A 1,107-nucleotide genomic window follows, 5' to 3' on the forward strand; every position below is an offset into this window, starting at 1 on the left:
TGGGCAGATATAAGCACACGGATGCCATTAAGAAGCTATCAGACATAAGCGGGGGATACTTCCTGCTCTCTCCCAACCACAATGAGATTGCTCAACTGGGCAGGATCATCTCAGACATTGTTGACAGCAGGTACATTGTTGACTTTGACCTCACGCTGCCCCCGGGCAAGTACACAGGCGTTGTCGGCTTCAACCACATGGGCAAGGAGCTGACCGCGCAGAAGGAGTTTACCGTATCCACCGCTGCGGCCATCACTGCCCCGGCCACCGCCACCGGGACCACCCCAAAAATTGAGCGCACCCCTGTTGAACGGGCATTTAATGAACGGACATTTCAGGTCACACAAAGCAACTGGTCGGACAACAGATTGATCGTTATTTTGTTTATGCTTCTTGGGTTGTCTGCCTTCTGTAATATATTGCTGGCCTTGTGGGCACTGAAAAAGCCAAAGGAGGCAACCACCACAAGTGCTGAGACAACGACACTCGATGACATCAACCGCAAGATCGATGCCATTACCAATAAGGTGTCAGAGCAAAGGCCGGAAGTCCTATTTGAAGAGATCGTATATAAGCTCAACGACGCAGGCAGCCGGATAACGGCCCTCACCGCTGAACTGAGAAATCTGCCCACGGAAGATGTAAGCCCGTTCATTGGGCGGCTCGAAAGAGAGCTGGCAAAGATAGCAACCGTCACGGGCATGGTGTCGGACAGAATGGAGGCGATGGATGCAGGCATAAAGGGCATTGCCAAAGAACTGGTAAAGACAAATGACAAGCTTCCGACCGTTGACACCTCAAGCACTGAAAGGTTGCAACAGGGCATAAAAGCCCTCAGCAAAGAGGTCGCTGCTCTCAGGGATGGCCTGTCAGCGGACAAGTATGGTGAATCCTTTGAGAAGCTCTCAGGGAGGTTGGACAGGCTCGAGGCGGCCATCACCGAAACCGGCGGTTCGGTACAACAAAAGACCGTGGAAGCCATCAAGGGGTTGTCGCAGTTGATACAGACGCCTCCTGATCTGACTTCGGCATACGCTCCGATGATTCAGAAGGTCGAGGCAGCCCTGACCGATATTGCCGGGGAGATTGCGCAGTTGAAGGACAAGC

1 protein-coding gene is annotated in these 1,107 nt (G+C 52.9%); it reads left to right on the forward strand.

Annotation, left to right across the window (positions count from 1 at the left end; all coding sequences use genetic code 11):
- On the forward strand, positions 1-1,107 hold a 1,107-nt coding region (locus tag HWQ67_RS19355; protein WP_218254333.1), incomplete at both ends, for a hypothetical protein.

This window comes from Candidatus Magnetobacterium casense (assembly GCF_019173545.1).
GTDB classification, from domain to species: domain Bacteria; phylum Nitrospirota; class Thermodesulfovibrionia; order Thermodesulfovibrionales; family Magnetobacteriaceae; genus Magnetobacterium; species Magnetobacterium cryptolimnobacter.